The sequence below is a fragment of the Rhodococcus sp. no. 34 genome, from assembly GCF_054589475.1.
Genome location: NZ_BAAILK010000047.1, coordinates 436890 through 452215, shown reverse-complemented (window position 1 = coordinate 452215; position 15326 = coordinate 436890). Strand labels below are relative to the sequence as shown.

Annotated in this window: 14 protein-coding genes; 5 read left to right on the top strand and 9 right to left on the bottom strand. The window is 63.1% G+C overall.

Features of this window, described 5'->3' with window-relative positions; translation table 11 throughout:
* Window positions 1-56: 56 nt before the first annotated feature.
* Complete coding sequence (locus tag ACYP01_RS27785; RefSeq protein ID WP_459683253.1) at window positions 57-1427, top strand: sulfatase family protein; 1371 nt, start codon at window positions 57-59, stop codon at window positions 1425-1427.
* On the opposite strand, the gene cysC is transcribed toward ACYP01_RS27785, so the two are convergent.
* From cysC to ACYP01_RS27745, 8 genes are all read right to left on the bottom strand, one after another.
* Window positions 1424-3304, bottom strand: coding sequence for an adenylyl-sulfate kinase (gene cysC / locus ACYP01_RS27780; protein WP_459683251.1), 1881 nt, complete (start codon window positions 3302-3304; stop codon window positions 1424-1426). The two genes, ACYP01_RS27785 and cysC, sit on opposite strands and share 4 nt — an antisense overlap.
* Window positions 3304-4218, bottom strand: a complete 915-nt coding sequence (gene cysD, locus ACYP01_RS27775; protein ID WP_459683249.1) for a sulfate adenylyltransferase subunit CysD — start codon at window positions 4216-4218, stop codon at window positions 3304-3306. Before cysD ends, cysC begins: the two co-directional genes overlap by 1 nt.
* Window positions 4215-5024: a trehalose 2-sulfotransferase gene (gene stf0 / locus ACYP01_RS27770; protein ID WP_007735934.1), complete on the bottom strand. Its 810-nt coding sequence runs from the start codon at window positions 5022-5024 to the stop codon at window positions 4215-4217. The genes cysD and stf0 overlap by 4 nt, the downstream gene beginning before the upstream one ends.
* A gap of 122 nt (window positions 5025-5146) precedes the next feature.
* Window positions 5147-6088: a copper resistance D family protein gene (locus ACYP01_RS27765; protein ID WP_003944164.1), complete on the bottom strand. Its 942-nt coding sequence runs from the start codon at window positions 6086-6088 to the stop codon at window positions 5147-5149.
* Window positions 6089-6092: 4 nt separating this feature from the next.
* The gene (locus ACYP01_RS27760; RefSeq protein WP_003944137.1) at window positions 6093-6611 is read right to left on the bottom strand and encodes a copper resistance CopC family protein; all 519 of its coding nucleotides are present in this window, start codon (window positions 6609-6611) and stop codon (window positions 6093-6095) included.
* Window positions 6611-7285, bottom strand: a complete 675-nt coding sequence (locus ACYP01_RS27755; RefSeq protein WP_459683246.1) for a YcnI family copper-binding membrane protein — start codon at window positions 7283-7285, stop codon at window positions 6611-6613. The genes ACYP01_RS27760 and ACYP01_RS27755 overlap by 1 nt, the downstream gene beginning before the upstream one ends.
* Before the next feature lie 52 nt (window positions 7286-7337).
* Window positions 7338-7853: a hypothetical protein gene (locus ACYP01_RS27750; RefSeq protein WP_003944165.1), complete on the bottom strand. Its 516-nt coding sequence runs from the start codon at window positions 7851-7853 to the stop codon at window positions 7338-7340.
* 14 nt (window positions 7854-7867) lie between these two features.
* Window positions 7868-8521: a DUF6474 family protein gene (locus ACYP01_RS27745; protein ID WP_003944178.1), complete on the bottom strand. Its 654-nt coding sequence runs from the start codon at window positions 8519-8521 to the stop codon at window positions 7868-7870.
* Window positions 8522-8645: 124 nt separating this feature from the next.
* On the opposite strand from ACYP01_RS27745, the gene ACYP01_RS27740 reads away from it, so the two are divergent.
* The 4 genes from ACYP01_RS27740 to ACYP01_RS27725 all read left to right on the top strand — a co-directional run bounded on the left by ACYP01_RS27740 (window position 8646) and on the right by ACYP01_RS27725 (window position 14714).
* Window positions 8646-10202: a TM0106 family RecB-like putative nuclease gene (locus ACYP01_RS27740; RefSeq protein ID WP_459683461.1), complete on the top strand. Its 1557-nt coding sequence runs from the start codon at window positions 8646-8648 to the stop codon at window positions 10200-10202.
* Window positions 10203-10277: 75 nt separating this feature from the next.
* Entirely contained in the window at window positions 10278-11375 is a 1098-nt protein-coding gene (locus ACYP01_RS27735; RefSeq protein ID WP_459683244.1) for a hypothetical protein, read from the top strand.
* On the top strand, window positions 11368-12180 hold the full coding sequence (locus ACYP01_RS27730) for a hypothetical protein (protein WP_459683242.1): 813 nt from the start codon (window positions 11368-11370) through the stop codon (window positions 12178-12180). The genes ACYP01_RS27735 and ACYP01_RS27730 overlap by 8 nt, the downstream gene beginning before the upstream one ends.
* A 206-nt stretch (window positions 12181-12386) precedes the next feature.
* Entirely contained in the window at window positions 12387-14714 is a 2328-nt protein-coding gene (locus ACYP01_RS27725) for a putative bifunctional diguanylate cyclase/phosphodiesterase (protein ID WP_459683240.1), read from the top strand.
* Window positions 14715-14769: 55 nt separating this feature from the next.
* Here the strand turns inward: ACYP01_RS27725 and ACYP01_RS27720 are convergent.
* On the bottom strand, window positions 14770-15326 hold a 557-nt coding region (locus tag ACYP01_RS27720), incomplete at its 5' end, for an SDR family NAD(P)-dependent oxidoreductase (protein ID WP_459683238.1).

Below are 15326 nucleotides of genomic sequence, written 5' to 3'. Positions count from 1 at the left end.
GATCCTGCTGATTCGAGCTGTTGCCGCACGTGGGCGGGGCAACTAGCCTTGCCCACGTGTCGGCTGCGCGAGATAACGTCCTGATCATTCATTGGCACGACCTGGGGCGGCACCTCGCGAGTTACGGTGTCGCCGGGGTCAACAGCCCTCATCTCGACCGGCTGGCGGCAGAAGGCATCCGGTTCACCGACGCACACGCGACGGCGCCGCTGTGCTCGCCTTCGCGCGGATCGCTCTTCTCGGGCAGGTATCCGCACAACAACGGTCTGATCGGGTTGGCGCACCACGGCTGGGAGTACCACGCGGAGGTGCAGACGCTCCCGCAGATCCTCTCCGACAACGGTTGGTACACCTCGCTCTTCGGCATGCAGCACGAGACTGCGTATCCGAAGCGACTGGGCTACCACGAGTACGACGTCACCAACTCGTTCTGCGACTACGTGGTTCCGCGTGCCCAGAACTGGCTACGACGCTTCCCGCCCGAGCCGTTCCTGCTCACCACGGGATTCTTCGAAACGCATCGCCCGTACCCCGCCGATCGCTATACCCCGGCGGACACCGCAGCCCTGGAGGTCCCCGGATACCTTCCGGACGTGCCACAGGTGCGCGAGGATCTGGCCGAATTCCACGGCAGCGTAGAGGTGGCCGACGCCGCGGTGGGGGAACTGCTCGCGACCCTCGAGGAAGAGGGGCTCGACGAGAACACCTGGGTCTTCTTCCTCACTGATCACGGCGCGGCGTTCCCGCGTGCCAAGTCGACGCTCTACGCCCCGGGTACCGGTATTGCCTTGATCGCTCGGCCTCCCGTGCGGTATCGCAGTGGCGGAAAGGAATACGAGACACTGTTCAGCGGTGTGGACCTTGTTCCGACCATTCTCGATCTCCTCGGTATCGATGTCCCCACCGAGGTGGAAGGGCGCTCGCACGCCGATGCCCTCGTCGATCGTGGAACCGAGCCGTCCGAACCTGTCCGGACCTCCTTGTTCACGGAGAAGACCTTTCACGACAGTTTCGATCCCATTCGAGCGGTGCGTACCAAGGACTACAGCTACATCGAGAACTACGCCGTCCGCCCCGCTCTGGATCTACCGCTCGACATCGAGGACAGTCTTTCCGGAAAGGCGCTCGGCACCGAGCATCTGGCGGTACGCGCACCCCGGGAGCTGTACGACCTTCGTGCCGACCCTGACGAGAAGATCAATCTGATCGATCGACCGGAAGTCTCGGCAATACAGGCGGAATTGTCCTCGCAGCTTCACACGTGGCGCGCCGAAACGGATGATCGTCTCCCGGACGAGGCATTGGGAAGCGCGATGGCGGTGCACCGCATGGCGGCGTACCTCGAGAAGATCGGTGTCCGACCCAACGTGCGGTCCGCCTACAGTGCGGACCGCGGTTACCTCGAGTCGGACACCGAAAACCCTTAGGTTCGAACGGTCTCGCGCTCCTCCAACAATGCGATGACCCGCTCGACCAGCTCGTTGATGTCAGCGCCGGTTGTGTCGAATGCCAGGTCCGGCTCCTCCGGCGTCTCGTAAGGCGCGTCGATTCCGGTGAGCCCCTTCAGTTCACCCGCCCGCGCACGTGCGTACAGGCCCTTGGGATCACGGCGTTCGCATTCTTCGACGGGGGTGGTGACGGCAATTTCGAGGAAGGTGAGCCCGGCAGCTTCGTTGAGCGCGCGCGCAATTGCTCGATCCGAACGCAGTGGCGAGACCATCGACGCGATCGCCACCACGCCGGCGTCGGCGAACAGTCGAGTGAGATGCCCGACGCGTCGGATGTTCTCGGCTCGGTCTCCCGGCGAGAACCCGAGATCGTCGGAGATACCGTGGCGGACGTTGTCACCGTCCAGGAGATACGCGGTGCGTCCCGCGTCGACGAGCGCACGTTCGACAGCCACAGCGACGGTGGATTTTCCGGAGGCAGGAAGGCCGGTCAGCCAGATCGTCGCGCCCTTCTGGGTGGTAGACGCCCACCGCCGCTGACGTTCGAGTGAAGACGGATGCCACTTGATGTCGTTGCGTGTCTGCTCACCGGGAACGACGACGCGTGGCTCGAGAATGGTGCCGGCGCCGACGGTGTCGTTGCTCTGCTCGTCGATCAGGATGAAGGCGCCGGAGTCCCGATTGTGGTCGTAGGTGTCGGCGACCACCACGGAACTGGTTCGGAGCGTGACCGTTCCGATGTCGTTGAGCCCCAGTTCGACTGGGCTGTCCTGCTCGTCGAGCGTTTCAGGATCGAGACGGGTGTGCAGTTCTTGGACGGTCGCTCGCACGGTCCGGGACGTGTGTTTGAGCGCTATCCGATCGCCCGCGCGCAACGGTGTGTTGGACAACCAGCAGATCGTGGCTTCGAGTTCTCGGGCCAGAACCGGCAAATGAGCCTGCGCACCGCCACTGACCAGAACGTCGCCACGTCCGACGTCGATGTCGTCGGCCAGTTCCACCGAAACCGACAGTGGTGCAACGGCAGTACTGCGGTTGTCGTCGAGAGTGTCCAGACTGATCACGGTGCTCTTCGATCCGGACGGCAGGACCACTACCTCGTCTCCGACGCTCAGTGTGCCTGCCGAGATCCGGCCGGTGTACCGGCGACGATTCTGCGGATCGGGGCGCGAAACCCATTGCACGGGAAGCCGAAGCTCCTCGATGTGGGTCGCGGGCGCATGGAGTTCGACGCCTTCGAGGTACTCGAGGAGCGTCGGCCCCTCGTACCACGCGGTGTTCTCGGACCGCGTCACGACATTGTCGCCGGCTTTCGCGGAGACCGGTATGGCGAGTACGTCCTCGCGTCCGACTTGCCGCGCCAAGGCCCGTAATTCTTCCTGCACCTGAGCGAATCTCGCTTCGTCGAAGTCCACCAGATCGATCTTGTTCACCACGGCTACAAGGTTCGGAACACCGAGCAGTGCGGCGATTCTGGCGTGCCGACGGGTCTGACGCAGCACGCCGGTCCTCGCGTCGACCAGCAGGACCGCTACGTGAGCATTGGATGCTCCGGTGAACATGTTGCGCGTGTAGCGTTCGTGCCCCGGGGTGTCGGCAAGTACGTAACTTCTGGTCGGAGTGGAGAAGAATCGGTACGCGGCGTCGATCGTGATGCCCTGTTCACGCTCGGCACGTAGTCCGTCGGAGAGTGCAGCCAGGTCGGCGACACCGTGCTCGTCGGTGACGGAATCGAGGTGATCGGTTGGCAGACTGTCGGTGTCGTGCAACAGTCGGCCGATCAGCGTGCTCTTGCCGTCGTCGACGCTACCCGCCGTGGCCAGCCGAAGGAGTTGGCGAGTGATGGTGGTGGTCATCAGAAGTAGCCCTCACGCTTTCGGTCTTCCATCGCGGCGACCGAGGTTCGGTCGTCTGCGCGAGTCTCGCCTCGTTCGGAAACCGTCGCGGCCGAGATCTCGGTGACGACGTCGTCGATGGTGGCGGCGTGTGATCGAACGGCGCCGGTGATGGTCAGATCGCCAACGGTTCGATATCGCACCCACTCGGTCGTTGCCGCGGCGTTCTCGGCGTCGGTGCTGAATTCCGAAGCAGCGAGGAGCATTCCGTCGCGCTCGAATACCCGTCGTTCGTGCGCGAAATAGATGGGCGGCAGTTCCAGTTCCTCCTGGGCTATGTAGCGCCAGATGTCGAGTTCGGTCCAGTTGCTCAGCGGGAAGACACGAACGGACTCTCCGCGTCTGATCCGACCGTTGTAGAGCGACCACGGTTCGGCCCGTTGCGCCCGAGGGTCCCACTGGCCGAACTCGTCACGGAAGCTGAGGACTCTTTCCTTGGCGCGCGCACGTTCCTCGTCCCGGCGGGCGCCGCCGAACGCGGCGTCGAATCTTCCAGCTTCGAGAGCGTCGAGCAGGGTTCTGGTCTGCAGGCGGTTTCGCGATCCGCTGGTCTCGGTCGACTCCTGCACTCTGCCCTGGTCGATCGAATCCTGAACGGAAGCAACCAGAAGTGTGTGCCCGCCCTCCTTGATTCGGCGGTCGCGAAATTCGATGACCTCCTCGAAATTGTGACCGGTGTCGACGTGCAGGACCGGGAAAGGGAGTGGGGAGGGCCGAAACGCCTTCTCGGCCAGACGAAGCAGGACTATCGAGTCCTTGCCGGCCGAGAAGAGCAGTACCGGTCTCTCGAGTTCTGCCACCACCTCTCGAATGATGTGAACCGCTTCGGATTCGAGAACTCGGAGTTCGTCGACGACATCGGTGACGGTGCTCATGTGACGGGATATCCGTTCTGTTCGGCGTCGATGCGATAACGCTGCACCCATTCGCGGGATCGTCCGTCGCTCTGACGACGCAGCGGCGGTGGCGGGGCCAGTTGTCCGTCGAGGCCGAGGGAGATGAGGGTTTTTGCGACCACGGACTGCGGGTCTTCGGTGAGATCGCGGAACCCGACTTCGATGGGAGAGATGTCCTCTTCCTCGAACCAGCGCTTCCATTGGCGTTCCTGCTCACCGAGAATCGTCACCAGGTGCGCGATTCCGACTGCGTTGTACTGCGCACCGTCCGAGAGATTCGGTGGAGTCGCGTCGTCGCGCCAAACCTGTGTCTGCACGGCGCGCCACATCGACACAGCTTGAGCGACGACATCTTCTCGATAGACGTGGATGAACTGCAGGTCGTGATCGAGGGTGTCGTGGAGTGCGGAACGTAGGTCCGTCCCACTGCGCCAGGGCAATCCGGCCGCGCGATCGAGTAGGAGCGGCGTCTGGTTCCACATCAGCTTGCCACCCCAGACTCCGTTGGGGGTTCGGCCGAGTTCGAGAAGTTGTGTGCGCCACTGTTCGGAGGTGCGAGTGTCCGGCGTGCCCGGGTGGAACGGGGCGAGCAGACCCAGGACGGACTCGTCCGTGACGTCTTCGAACCACTGCCTCGGTTGCGGCGATCGCGAGGTCTCGGGGAGGTACTGGAAGAACTCTTCCGGCTCACCCGCGACCCCGGTTGCTCGCAGGGATTCGACCAGCAAAGTACTGCCGCTGCGCTGCGAAGCGCAGACGAGAAACGAGCGTTGGGCCTCCGTCATGCGAGCAACGCTAAGGGGGGCCGGAAACCGCCGCAAGCTGGGAAAATAAACTCACGTAGAGGTTAAATCTCGACGTGAAACGTTAAATGTGCGGGTCACGAAATGTCGCGCTGAGGCACGTCTTACGCAGTTGTCGCAAGGGCCGCGGCAAGCCCGAATGCGATGGCCATGAAGACAACTTCACCGATGGCGCGACGCAGGGATCCGTCCGAACTCATGCGGTGTGCAGCGCTCGCGACCACCCATGTCCGGCGCCACCACCATCCCAGGGCGACGAGCAGTCCGATCGCCACGATCTTGGCGAGGATCACCCGGCCGTATGCGGTGTCGTAGAAGGCGGAGAGTGAGTCGAGTCGCACGACGGCGTTGACGATACCGGTGACGACCAGCGCGAGGACGCATCGCCAGGCGAGAGCGGAGTACTTGGGCAACCAGATCGCCCAGGCACCGCGCGACGGTACGGCAAGCGCGAGTGCGGCGAGCACGCCGAACCACAAGGCCGCAGCGAGGACGTGAACGGCGTCGAGGATCGATCCGAAGCTCTGCTGCGCCATGTGCCCGGTGATCGGGCGGGCAGCGAGCGCCAACGCGGAGACGACCAATGCCGGTGCGACGGGCACCGTCTCGGGATTGGTGAATCCGTAGATGCCGTAACAGACCACGGCAAACGCGCACGCGATGATCGCGACGCCGACGCGGCCGACGTTGACCTCGGAGACGAATGCGCCGAAGTGCCCGATGGTCAGCGAGGTGACCGGGGCGCCGTCGGCCGCTGCGGCATTGAGCACGAGGAGCGTGATCTCGGCGACGAGCCACACTGCTGCCACCGCGGTGAGCTGAGTCCACATGACGGCGGGGGTTGTCGCCGGGCGGCGTTCACTGCGGCCCATCCAGGCGAGCGTCGCGATGCCGAGCGTCAACGAACCACATCCGATCGCGAGAACGCGGACCGTGCTCGACGATTCGGGTCCCGACGGGCTGGCGAGGCCCCAGGCGATCAGGACTCCCAGCAGAGCTGTGGGTACGGCAAACAGCAACCACCACCTGTTTGCCGTACCCGTCACGCGATCAGCTCGACTTCGGCTTACGGAGCACGAAGAACAGCGCACCGCCGAACACGACGACGCCGGCGACGATGAAGATCCACACCGGCATGCTGCCGGACTCCGACTCACCCGTACTCGACGCGGCGGCAGCGCCGGGAGTGCCCGACCCCGCCTCGGTGAGGGTGAACGTCAGGGTTCCGTTGACGGGGTGACCGTCAGCGGAGGTGACGCGGTACGCGATGGTGTAGACGCCGGTCGGCCCGAGATCGCCGAGGTCTGCACTGACAGTGGGTCCTTCGACGGACGGATCGCTCTTGGTCCAGAGGTTGCCGTCGGGACCGGTGACGGTCAGCGCCGCGAACTGCGCCTGCAGAGCCTCGTTGAACGTGACCGAAACCGTGTCAGGCGCAACTTGAATGGACGCACCGTTTTCCGGGTTGGAGCCGACCACCGCGGAGTGTGCACTGGCCGTGCCCATTCCGAGCATCGTGGCCAGCATCGCGAGCATGCCGACGGCGATGACCTTGATCCGGGTACTCATCAGCGCTTGCTCCTGACCAGTGCGCCGAGGCCGAGTGCAGCGCCCAACGCGCCGAGCACCAGGCCGACGCCGCTGAGCCAGCGGGCGGTGTTGTCCGACGAAGAGTCAGAGGCTTCGGATGCGGCGGACGTCTCGGCAGTGTTATCGGCAGAGGGGGCTCCGTGGGCATCGCCGGTGGACGCGGCGAGAGTCAGCGTCGGGGCGGGCTTGTCCGGCTCGCTGCCGTCGGCAAGCTCTTCCTGATCCCAGTTGACGACGTTGCCGTCGCTGTACGTCTGGACGGCCTTGAACTCGACCTCGTCCTGCTCCGGCAGCGGGCCGGCAGAAAGGACGAACTGCTGGAACTGGCCGGGGGCGATTCCGACGCCGGGGTCGGCGGTCCACGTCACGGACTTGGCGACCAACGAGGTGGGGTCCTTCTCCACGACGGCGGTCCAGCCGGGCATCGGTTCGGTGCGTGCCGACTTGAGGTCGGGGAGCGCCACCGTCAGTTTGGTGGTCGAAGCGGTGTCGGATTCGGTGGGCACGCGGAACGTGAGAACGGAGTATCCGCCCTGCGCAGCTCCTGGTGCGACGACGCTGACGTGTGCTGAAGCAATTCCGGCGGCCAGCAGCACGGCGCTGCCGCTAGCGACGGTCGTGACAACCGCGCGCGAAATCAGGGTGTTCTTCATGTCGGGAAGTGTCCTCTTGGTCTGGTGAAGGGGTGGGGCGTTCTACGAATCTTCAGACCAGGGCAGGAGGACCGCGCCGCGAGATGCTGGCGCGAAGTAGAGCGTCGACAGGTCCGTGATGGATTCCGGTCGAGACGGTGTGGCCGCGGGAAGTGACAGCGGCGGGAGCCAGAGACGCCAGGACGACGTGGAGAGCGTGGGTGACAACGCGGTAGAGGCGCTCGGCGGCCAGGACCGCCACCGCACAAGCGACGGTGGCACCGGCGTGAGCACCGAGCATCACCAATCCCGGAGCGGGCGAATGAGCGTGCTCGGAGAGCGTCATGGTGGTGTGCGCGGCCAACTGACCCAGACCCAGAGCAACGATCAGGGCAGCGGGCCCCCGTGAGAGGGCGGGAAGGGTGGCCGTCACGGCGCCGACGGTTGCGCAGACGGCGAGCAACAGGGTCAGCGACGACGACTGTGGCAGCTCGCCTCCGCCGATCCCGTGCGCGGCGACAGCGAGAGCAGCCGAAGCGGAGCCGACAGCTGTCCCCCGGAGGGTCGCGGTCTGCTCGGCTGCTCTCACTGGCGTTCTCAGGTCTAGCGGACGCCGAGACGTGCGAGCAGATCTGCTTCGACGCCGTCGAGTTCGGAAGAAATCGCCTGGTGAGCTGCTTTACGGCGAGCCTGCGGCATCTGCTCGGCAGCGCGAACTGCCGTGCTGAGGTCGCCAAGGCGCTCACGGATGGCGGCGGCGAAACGCTGCGTCTCCGCGTCGTCGGGCTTGCGGCTGAGGATCTCGGTGACCGAGCTCTCGGCGCCGGCGATACGAGCGCTCAACTTCGCGCCGTGACCGGTGTAGTCACCGAGCTGGTCGACGGCGATGCCCATCTTCTGTGCACGCGTGGTGTCGAGCTGGGCGCGCACCGCCGTGGCTGCGCGGTAAGCGATCGGCAGGAGAACGGGGGCAAGCAGACGTGCCACTCCCAGGTACTTACGCACCTTGGCGACGGTCAGGCCCTGATTCGCAGCGGCCTTCTCCTGCGCCTTCAGGGTCGCGATCTGCGCCTTTTCGATCTTGTGCTGTGACTCGATCTCGGCTTTCTCCAGCTTCTTGAGCGACTTGGTCTCGACCTTGTCGCGCTTACGCTGGCTCTTGGCGTTGAGCTTCGCCTCGACCTCAGCCTTGTGCTTGAGAGCCTTTGCCTCCGCCTTGCGGGTGGCACGAGACTTTCGCTTCTTGAACAACCCCATCGAAAAGGACCCCGTTTCCAGGTGTTTGTGTGTTGCCAGGTACCTGCGCTTCGGCTTCAGCCTAGGGGAGCACATAATCTTCGTCATCGTGTGTTCCGTTAACAACCCCGCGCCCCAGCTCCCGATCATCGATTCGGGGGCGTTGACCCGATGCCGTCATCGGGTGCGTCTGGACGGGTTGTTTCCCGGGAAATCGGCTTCGGAACCCGTCGACACCGGCGTCAAGCAGCGCCAGGATGCCGCGATCGCGAAGCGCGCGGAGATCGCCGAACTCGTGATCGGTGCTGCTCCCGAGCGTTGGGTGAAGATCAACCCCGACCAATCGGCGTCGGCTCAGGCTCGTGACACTCTTACTGCCTGTGAGGCCGGCGCAGACCGGATCTGGGGCGCGGTCTTGCCGGTCGAGCGCGACACCGGACGCAAGGGCCGCTGCGAAATGCTCATCCGTGACGACGAGGGTGGCGGGTACATCCCCGTCATTGTCGTCAATCACAAGGTGACCGATCCCGGCCAGGGCGCGATCACCTCGGGGCTCTTCGAATGGGAGCCCGCGGCCGATCCCAAACGCAAGGTCCGCAGTCAGGTCCGCGATCAGATGCGCGTCGCGCAGGTCTATCGGATGCTCGAGCGTCGTGGGCTGGCGAGCCCGTCGCTGACGGCAGGCGCGATCGGATACAACGGAGACTGCATCCTCGTCCACGACCTCAGCGCGATTCTCGACGATTACGACAAGCGTTTCGCCGACCGTATCGCTGTGGCCCGCGGTGAGGTGCTGACGTCTCCGTCACAGGTGAGCGAGTGCAAGTCGTGCCCGTGGTGGACCGAATGCAAGCAGGAGTTGGTTCGCAACCGCGACGTCAGCCTGGTGGCTGTCGGATCGCGGGCCGAGCTTCTGCGCGACGTCGGCTGCAACACGATCGATCAGCTGGCCGCCTGGGACGGTGAGCCGCTCGAGGATTGGCCGCACGGAAATTTCGACGACGCAGTAGTGATCGCCAAGGCGTGGTTGGCAGATGCTCCGTTGGTGCGGCGGTTCGAGAAGATCTCGGTGACTCGGGCGGACATCGAGATCGACGTCGACATGGAGAGCTATCAGGAGCACGGCGCGTACCTGTGGGGGACGTTGCTCAATGTCGGCGGCTTCTCGATGTATCGAGGATTTGCGACGTGGGATCCGCTGCCGACGCGTGACGAGGCGCGGTCGTTCGCAGAGTTCTGGGGCTGGCTGATGGCGGAGCGTGCCGCGGCCGCTGCTTCGGGTAAAACCTTTGCCGCATACTGTTATTCGCGTTCAGCCGAGGACAAGTGGTTGTTGGACTCGGCGCGCAGGTTTGCCGGTGAACCCGGGATTCCGAGTAAGGACGAGATCCGCGAGTTCATCGACAGTCCGCAGTGGGTCGACATTTATCAAGCAGTGAGTGATCAGTTCATCTGCCCGAACGGCAAGGGGCTCAAGAAGATTGCGCCCGTCGCCGGCTTCAACTGGCGTGACGCCGAGGCCGGGGGTGAAGCGTCGATGGCGTGGTACCGCGAGGCGGTCGGCTACGACGGTGAGCCGGACGAGACGCAGCGGACACGCATCCTGCAGTACAACGAGGACGACGTCATTGCCACCAAGGTCCTCCGTGAGTGGATGACGGACCGCGCGGAGAAGGAAATTCCACTCGCCTCGGACCTGTAAGCCGGCGGCCTCGACGTATACTTGGCCGACGTTGCACGAGTCAGGGGGGCTGACTCGTACGTCCGAGGGGGGATCGTGGGTACGTTTGCGACAGATATCGCTGCATTGAAAAGCTTGGGCGGGGTGCTGCACGGGCTCGCGGATGAAGCTGGTCGGCTGAGCGTGGGACCGTCGGCTGGTGCTCCTCCGGCCACTGGTGGCACCTTTGCCCCCCATGGCGACTGGGCCCTTGCTCGGGAATTCTTCTTTTGCGCCTGCGAATACGGTGCTGACCTCTTTTCTCGAAGCATCAGCGATCTCGCACGAGCTTGTCGAGGGTTTGCTGGTTCCCTCATTGCGAACATTCCCGAAGCCGACGGCCAATCGACCGGTCAGCTCAATCCTGATCTTTTGCAAACAGTTTCACGCAGCATGAGCCCCTACGTTTCGGACCTTGCCGGCAGTCCGGGTCCGAACGTCGCTGGATTCGATCGCGGGGAATGGGCCGATCCCACTGATAACAACCAGTACAAAGGCTCTGCCAATGTTTTCGCGCTGATGAATACTGATGAGGGGGCAGGAAGGATACTCACGCAGGCTGCCATTGCCGAACAATTGGCATCGGAAGGTCGGTATGCCGCAGATCCCACCGGTAGCGACTCGAGGGCCGAGTTGGAAAGGGTCGGTAGGTTGCACGGCTTGATCGATCGCGGGGTGCTCGAGGCCGTTCAAGACCAATACGATGACAAGGCTGCGCACGCTCAGGTCATCTACGATCGAAAAGAAGCTGCATTCACCGCACTGTCGACGATGGGTTCCTTTGGCATCGATAAACTTCCAGGTGGCGAGTTCGTCAACTTGATGATCGATAGTTCGGGGAATTCCTTGCAGAGTGCGATGATCGGGAAGCCTCCGGGTGGAGCAGATCAGGCGGCCCTCAACCCTCCTGATTTTCAGCGTGACACCTACAACATTCTGAGGGCAGTGCCCGAGATGCCCATGGAGATCCGGGATCAGTACGGGAAGTACTTCGACGAATCGGGGCAACTGATGAGCTGGAATGAGATGGTGAAGACTGAGCCCGACGATATCAAGCTTGGTGCGGACTGCGCGGAAATGTTCGAAGTCTTGGGTGGTACCGATGCGGATGGCATTTTGCATGCATATCAAATCGTCGTGCTGACCGATGGATAAGCGCGTTCGGAGCGTAGCGGTTTTGTCTCTATGTGTCGCTCTGGGTGTATCTGCCTGCGGTACATCGGATCCCGAGGGTCGTGGCGCGACCGCCGAAGTGGTCCCGGCCTTCGACAACTTTGTGCCGAACGTGTGGTCAGCAGATGCCGGCGTCGATTTGTTCTCGCGTGGATCGGAACTGCTGCGAGCAGCGTTCGAGCCGAGACGCTACTGGCCTGTGATCAGTGAGGTCGACGACTTCTTTCCAGGATATACCTCGGCTCTTGTGGAACAACCGCGCCCGGGGCAGAGCACACGGTTCGCTGAGCGGGCAGAGTATCTGGCTCCTTTGGGGGAGAACGTATTTGCTCATATCACCGACTACTCTGCAACGGATACCGAGGTGTCGGGCACGGTGTGCAGCTACATGATCAATACGACGGAGGGGCGAAACTGGTCGGTAGAGTTTCCGGACCACGCGTATCGAATTGTGCTGAAGAATCGGGGCGAGAGTCCGGGTTTGCCGGGCGTTGTCGATTCCGATCCCGAGCGAGGGGAGCCTGGGGACCGTACGCCATCCTGGGATGTGTTCGGGTCGTGGAAGATTCAGCCCTACGTCTATCTCTCGGGGTCGTCGAATCCCCCTGCGAATGGCGGCAACGGTATTCCGCCAGGGTGCCAGGATTGGTGGTTGCAGCAGTTTCCGGAGCTGATCTATGAAACTCCGACTGCGCAATTGCGGCGCCAGCCAAAAGGCTTTGTGGCTCCGGTAATGCCGTTGGGTGTGCAGTATCCGGGGTGGATCGGTCCGGCTGATGTGTCATAAGTTTCAGCCCGGTCGTGTTCTGTCAACATTGTCGATGGCTATGCAATTCCGGAGTGGATCGGTCCGTCCTAGCGCCTCCAATGTCCTAAAAGTATGAAATGCCCAAGTTAGCAAGGGGGTTCGCTACCCAATTGTCTCCCATAGGGTGTCTCGACTGCGCGCACGCGCTACCTTCATCTGGTCGGCTCCACGATGGAGGGTGTTGCATGCTGAGCAGGCTGACTTCGAGTGCGAGCGACGCCGAACTGTCCGAAGTAGAGCGGCGCGACCTCTTCTCTCGCCAAGTCCGTCAAGTGACAACGGTCGCTCCGCTGGCCAACGTCGCGAATTTCTTCAGTGCGTGCGCCTTGTTGGCCTATGTCGTGCCTCCCGGGTACGAAGAGTTCCGCCTGATCTGGGGAGCCGCAACGCTCGCGGTCATCCTCAACTCGGTGCGTGTATGGCTACCCAGGGTCATTCAGGGGGATAGCTATTCGCCCAAGCACACGTCTCGGTACGACTACTGGGCTCTCATGCTCGAAGTGGTACTGCTTGGCGTTCTGTACACGATCCTCGCGGCTCAGATGCTTCCGGTGATAGACGGTTCACGAAAGCTGGTTCTGATCGCGACCATTGCCGGTGTGGTGGGTGCCGGTGCAGTTGCGCTCTCGACGGTTCGGTCGCTGGGGTTGGCCTGGATACTGGTGCACGGTCTGGGATTGTTGTTCGTCATGCTTGCCGGGGCGACAGCCGAATACTTCGTCCTTTCATTTCAGCTCGTTGTCTACATCAGCATTCTGTGCGTCGGTGTCGTCTACCTGTGGGCGTCGTTCCGAAGTCGTTGTCTTGCCGAGTTCGAGGCTGCTGCCGAGCGTCAGACAGTCAGTTTGCTCCTCGACGATTTCGAGGGCGGTTCCCGCGACTGGCTGTGGGAAGTCGACAACACCGGGACGTTGTCGCACACCTCCGCTCGGCTGTCGCAGATCTCGGGAGTTCCCGTCTCCGACCTGCGAACCCTGTCGCTGCGCGGATTGTTGGATCGGCTCGACGTGGGTTCGACGAAGAGTGGCCGAGCCGCGGTCCAGGTCATCGGAGATCACCTCGACCGCCTCATGCCGTTTCGAGAGGTCGTCATTCCCGTACGTGTCGACGGCGTCGACCGATGGTGGTCTCTGTCGGGTCACCCCAGGCTATCCGAGGCCACGGAGTTCGTGGGTTGGCGAGGCGTGGGCTCGGACATCACCGAGAAGTACAACTACGAGCGGCGAATTCTGTGGCTGGCTGCAACCGACGGACTGACCGGGCTCCCGAATCGCCGGACGTTCGGCACGGAGCTGTCCGACGCGCTCGGCACCGTCCGAACCGGCGAGCGGGTTCTTGTCGGCATCCTCGACCTGGACAACTTCAAGTCGGTGAACGACACGTTAGGGCACCCTGTCGGTGACAAATTGTTGATTTCCGTTGCTGCACGGCTCAATCGGGTGGTCGACGGCGCCATGTGTGCGCGAATCGGTGGTGACGAATTCGGCGTCGTCTTGCGGGGAACAGGGGACGGCGGAGAGGTGTTCGCTCGCTATCTGGATGCATTGCGTGAGCCGTTTTACGTGCGGGGGAATCGCATCGAGGTTCGTGCATCGATCGGCTATGCCGGCGCACCCGCAGATTCCGAAGACGCGGACACGCTTGTCATGTCCGCCGACCTGGCGCTGTATGCGGCGAAATCCGCCGGCAAGAACCGGGTAGGAAGATACTCACCGGTGCTGCGGGCGCGGGCCAGGGAGCGAGCATCGGCCCTGCAAGAACTTGGGCTTGCGATCGAGTCTCGGCAGTTCGAGCTGTACTACCAACCGCAGGTTCGTGCGGACACCGGCCGCGTCGAGGGTTTCGAGGCACTGCTTCGCTGGAATCACCCGGTGCGGGGCGTGCTTGCACCGCACATTTTCATCGATGTCGCGGAGGAGACCGGCTTGATAGTCCCTCTGGGGCTTCAGGTACTGAACATGGCGTGCGCCGAAGCCGCGACGTGGCCCGACGACACTTACGTGACGGTGAACGTCTCTCCGGTGCAACTGATGTCGTCCGGGTTCGGATCGGCCGTGAACGATGCGCTGGAGGCAAGCGGTCTGTCCGGCAAACGGCTTCAGCTGGAAATCACAGAGACGGGAGCAGTGGAGGAGCTTGCCGTCGCCGAGTTGGATCGCCTACGTGCCACCGGGATTGCGATTGCCTTGGACGACTTCGGAACCGGCTATTCGTCTTTCGAGAGTTTGAAGAAACTGCCATTGGACATTCTGAAAATCGACCGGTCGTTCATCACCGAACTGAGCGAGGGTGATTCGGCAGTTGTCACTTCGGTGGTCGAGGTGGCGAAGGCGCTCGGTATGCAGTCATTGGCGGAAGGCGTGGAGACGGCCGACCAGCTGAGGCTCTTGCTTACCGCCGGTTGCGAATTGGTTCAGGGTTACTACATCAGCCGACCGATGCCGGCGAAGGAAGTGGCCGAGTACCTCAGCGCAACTGCCCACTCCAACGGTGGGTATTTTCATTCGTTCTGACAACTGTGCGCCTTTATTAACCGTGGGCGGTTAATAAAGGCGCACAGCAGGGAGGTTAGCGCGGCGCCATGCGCAGTGCGCCGTCCATGCGGATGGTCTCGCCGTTGAGGTAGTCGTGCTCGACGATCATCTGCGCGAGCTGCGCGTACTCGGACGGCTGGCCCAGGCGCGACGGGAACGGAACGCCGGCCTCGAGGCCCTTGCGGTACTCGTCGGTGACGCCTGCGAGCATCGGGGTGTCGATGATGCCGGGAGCGATCGTGTTGACGCGGATGCCGAACTGCGCAAGGTCACGGGCAGCCGGAACCGTCATGCCGTGCACGCCGCCCTTGGAGGCGGAGTACGCGATCTGGCCGATTTGGCCTTCGAAGGCAGCAACGGAAGCGGTGTTGATGACGACGCCGCGCTGGCCCGACTCGTCGACGGCCTCGGTCTTGGCGATGGCGTCGGCGGCCAGGCGCATGACGTTGAAGGTGCCGAGCAGGTTGACGGTGATGACCGTGCGGAACAGCTCGAGGTCGTGCGGACCCTTCTTGGACAGGATGCGTCCGGCCCAGCCGACACCGGCACAGTTGACGACGATGCGCAGCGGGGAGCCCGACTCGACGATCT